This is a genomic window from Infirmifilum sp. (assembly GCF_049970975.1).
Lineage (GTDB): Archaea > Thermoproteota > Thermoprotei > Thermofilales > Thermofilaceae > Thermofilum > Thermofilum uzonense.
Genome location: NZ_JBMFLX010000050.1, coordinates 5,426 through 9,145 on the forward strand (window position 1 = coordinate 5,426; position 3,720 = coordinate 9,145).

Consider the following 3,720-nt stretch of genomic DNA (forward strand, 5'->3'; position numbering starts at 1 on the left):
CTGTTAAATATGATTCTAAGGTACACATACTCATCCATCCATCCTCCAATCTCATCCATAGCTTTTTTCAGCTCCCCTGTAAAAGAGTTCTTGATTCCTAGATGTTGAGTGGGATTCTGTTCAACATAAGCATATGCGCTGGGAGTAAATAAGACAAAGTAGTGATCCATGCCCACGCGCGTCGAGAATGAGGAAAGGATTCCTAGGAGGAACAACAGGGCTGCCCTGGTATCCGCATAAGGCGTGATCTGATCTCCCAGGGTTCCCAGCTCTAATGAGGAGATGTTCTGGTATCTGTCCACCTTCATTATTTGCAAGCTGAGACCCTTCTTCTTGACTTCGCCAATTGGGGACTCGACAAACCCCTTTTCACCGTAGAGTTGAACGCGCCTTTCTAAGTCGAGCCTAGTATAGATGTCTGCGTCTTGACCCTCTGACGCGTCTAATAGACACTTGAGAAAACCAGTAAAGCCCTTTTCACTACAAAAGCTCTTAATGCTCTTGAAGTCGTTTCCGGAAAATATAGTGTTCAACGAACCGGCCTTTTCCTCCTCCAACATTGCGTCTGGGGATTTCTCGAACAGGGCCAGATATCCCTCCCAGAACCATGAGACAACGATTGAGGGCGTCGGTGGAAAAACAGGCCTAAGTAGCAAGACCCACCACCTTCTCCTCCTGGCCTTCATAAATCACTGTATATATTACATACCTCCCCCCTTCCACGGAAACATAGAGAGGACTCTGTACACCACTAATCTCCGGAACGGGGACAAGGAAAGGCTTAACCTGGGAGGGGTTCATCAATAGCGTCTTGGCAGGTGAATCGGTTAAGACATACGGGTCGACATAGTACTCTCTGAAAGAGCCCGACGAACCAGAAAGTATGGTAACTCCTCTATCCTCTGGTACGGCTGTATAGACGAAACCCTCCTTATCAGTCCCGGCGATTTTCGCCTCCCAGACGTTGACTACAGCTACGGGGCTTTCTCGGCTACCAATCCTCCTTATCGCCCATATGTCGTCCGGGCTAAGCCTTTCACCCCCTCTAAAGACTATGTAATAACGTATCCTTGGAGGCTGCCCATCTATAGATCCAAGCAATGTGCTACCCTTAGCTGGCGCGTCGAAGCTCTTGTAGACATGCACGTCTTGCGAAGTCGGGTAGCTCACGCCTCCTCTCTGCCCGATGGCAATAACCCTCGACAGCGTCATGTACGAGATGGGAAAAGCGTTAATGGGTCTAAAAGATATAGCTACAAGGTCTCTTGAAAGCTCTATGATAAGCCTTACGCCATCCATCTCGCCGAATTTAAGTTTCCTGGCCAGTCTCTCAGCCAAGGCTCCTAAGACGCTTGTGGGTGGGGGGAACAGATATGAGGGTGGGGATTTACTCAGACCTGCAACCCTGCTCTGAAAACCCCAGAGGAATTCCACGTCAAAGACGTAGGCCTTCATCCTGGTCTCCGCTTCTACTTTACTCGGGAGATAGCCTCGTTTATCGCCTTTAGAACAGCCTCCTCCGGGCTGGAGTAGCAGTGGAGGTCCTTGATGTTGCATCCTCCCTCCATGTAGGCGTGGATTCTCGTCCCCCTGTTCGCCAGTTGGGCTTTAGCGGCAGCCCTAGCCAGGTAGTCTCCCGTGAAGCTGCTAGGCATGGTGAAAACATCGTCCGAGACGGCGATCCCGATCGACTCCCAGCGTATCTCCGCCGGGTTAAACCTCGTCCTCTTAGCTCCCACTGGGAAATCGAGCAGGAACCTTGCCAAGGCGCTCAGGGCGGTTTTAGACCTCTTTACTGGATCAACACCACTTACGGGCTCTCCATACTTAGCAGTTATAAACGTGTGCTTGCCGATGTAAGTCGTATCAATATCGAAGGAGAAAGTGAAGAGCGCTGAAGCGACCTCGACATAGTAGATCATCTGGCCCGCAGCCTTACCTGCACCCTCCTGGGTAACAGAGACGAACTGAGTCCCTAGAGCGTACCTTGAGTGGAGTTGAGGATCGATTGACGAGAGCTCTAATACCTCGTAGACGGGCACCATGTAACCCGTGTAGAAGCTAGACGTCCTCTTTACATTGGGCTCCTCCGCGTAAAGGAAACCCCCGATGTCCTCAACCCCACAGCTCTGAATTATAGTACTCTCTATCTCCTCAGCGGCTTTAACCAAATCCTCTCCCGACGCTTTCTGAGACTTACCCCTCCTCCCCTTTGTTTCTTGGCCTTCCTCCTGCTCACCCTGCTGACTATTAGTCTTCGGGGGCTCCTTATTGGTTGAATACTTGTAGACTTCTTTATTCGTGCTTTTCAGGAAGATCCCCTTGCTGCAGAGAGGACAAACCTTTTCTCCAGCTTTAATCAACTCCTGAGCTAGAACCTGCTGGTAACTGTGAGCTATGCTCTCCCCAGATATTGCTGGTACGAAGAACGTGACATAGCGGTCCTGCTTCTTCACGAGGATCGGGACCTTCCTGTGCTTAACATAGTTCCCGACACTCTCAACCATGTTCATTGCTTCAGCCTGCAGCCACACCCTACCCCTAACAGACACGTAAACCATTCAAACCACCCCAGGTTTAACTTGAGGCCCCAGCACCAGAGCTTTCACCTTGCCTTGCCTCCTCACGGGACTCGAAGTAAGATATTAGCCCCGCCTCTGCCAGTGCCTGAGCAGTTATAGCTGATAGCTCCTCCCTCAGCTTGGTCACGTCGTCCAGCCTCCTGATTTCCTCTATCTCGGCCTCTAGCTCAGCGTAATTTACGTACTGAGACGCCTCTTTCGCTTTTTTAGATTCAAAGCCTCTGTTAACAAGGGACTGATAGTCCCGGAGGGCTTCCCTTATGTAGTAGAGGGCGAGGTCACGTGAAACGGTCTGAGAGAGCTTATCAATATATGTGAAACTCCCCTGCTCGACGTGCAAGATGGCAAGAACGCGTGAGAGATTTTTAATTGGGGGCCGTTTGCTCATACATATCCCATTCCATTATCCAATATAAATTGTTTACCCGTCAACAAAGACATACAGCATGTAAACGCATCCTTGAAGCCCAACATAAGCAAAGAAAGAATTTTAGCTATGTAAGATCAACTAAACGTGGAAGATGAAAATGAGGAAAACATACATATGCTCACTAGGCTTCGACGCCACAAGCATCGTCAGGCTAATAGGCGAGAAAGGCCTGGCAGCCAACGACACCATAATCCTCGTCACGACCACCCACACGCATCCGAGAGCGGAGACAGCCATAAAGAGCCTGAAAGACTTCGCTGAAAAGCTAAACCCGAAGTCCACCATAGACGTAATACGGATACCGGAAACAAGCCTAGAAGAAAGCCTCCCCGTACTTGTCCAGAGAATAAGACAGGAAAAGTCGAGAGGCTCCAACATAATCGTAGACATATCTGGAGGACCGAAAAACATAGCCGTAGCCCTCTACCTTGCAGCCGCGCTAGCCCCAGCCGACGAGGTACACCTGACATCGGAGGTCACAGGCGAACGAGTACACCTACCATTAATACCAATACACCTCCTCCTCACACCCAGACAGCTGAAAGTCCTAAGCATGCTCCCCGCAACTCTCACAGAGCTCTCCCAGAAACTCCAGGTTTCAAAGCCCGCCGTATCCCGCCTAATGGCAAGGATGAAGGAGAAAGGACTCGTCACCATGAACAAAAACAGGTACGAGCCCACCCCCTGGGGCAGAATACTCCTATATAC

At 50.3% G+C, this 3,720-nt stretch carries 5 protein-coding genes; 1 reads left to right on the plus strand and 4 read right to left on the minus strand.

Annotation, left to right across the window (positions count from 1 at the left end; translation table 11 throughout):
• The 4 genes from ACP5KC_RS07200 to ACP5KC_RS07215 all read right to left on the minus strand — a co-directional run.
• A partial coding sequence (locus ACP5KC_RS07200) for a hypothetical protein (protein WP_428287097.1) occupies positions 1 to 656 on the minus strand: 656 nt, incomplete at its 3' end.
• A complete protein-coding gene (locus ACP5KC_RS07205) occupies positions 646 to 1,455 on the minus strand; it encodes a hypothetical protein (RefSeq protein ID WP_428287098.1) in 810 nt (269 codons plus the stop codon). The genes ACP5KC_RS07205 and ACP5KC_RS07200, both read right to left, overlap by 11 nt.
• A gap of 14 nt (positions 1,456 to 1,469) precedes the next feature.
• Positions 1,470 to 2,561, minus strand: a complete 1,092-nt coding sequence (locus ACP5KC_RS07210) for a DevR family CRISPR-associated autoregulator (RefSeq protein WP_428287099.1) — start codon at positions 2,559 to 2,561, stop codon at positions 1,470 to 1,472.
• Between the two features lie 16 nt (positions 2,562 to 2,577).
• Complete coding sequence (locus tag ACP5KC_RS07215; protein WP_052883839.1) at positions 2,578 to 2,970, minus strand: hypothetical protein; 393 nt, start codon at positions 2,968 to 2,970, stop codon at positions 2,578 to 2,580.
• A 139-nt stretch (positions 2,971 to 3,109) separates the two neighbouring features.
• Here ACP5KC_RS07215 and csa3 point away from each other — a divergent pair.
• Positions 3,110 to 3,720, plus strand: a 611-nt coding sequence (gene csa3 / locus ACP5KC_RS07220) for a CRISPR-associated CARF protein Csa3 (protein ID WP_428287100.1), incomplete at its 3' end; no start/stop codon positions are given.

Excerpts from the sequence above, each read along its gene's own strand:
- ACP5KC_RS07215 (WP_052883839.1), bottom strand. The coding sequence starts at position 2,970 with ATGAGCAAACGGCCCCCAATTAAAAATCTCTCACGCGTTCTTGCCATC.
- ACP5KC_RS07205 (WP_428287098.1), bottom strand. The coding sequence starts at position 1,455 with ATGAAGGCCTACGTCTTTGACGTGGAATTCCTCTGGGGTTTTCAGAGC.
- ACP5KC_RS07210 (WP_428287099.1), bottom strand. The coding sequence starts at position 2,561 with ATGGTTTACGTGTCTGTTAGGGGTAGGGTGTGGCTGCAGGCTGAAGCA.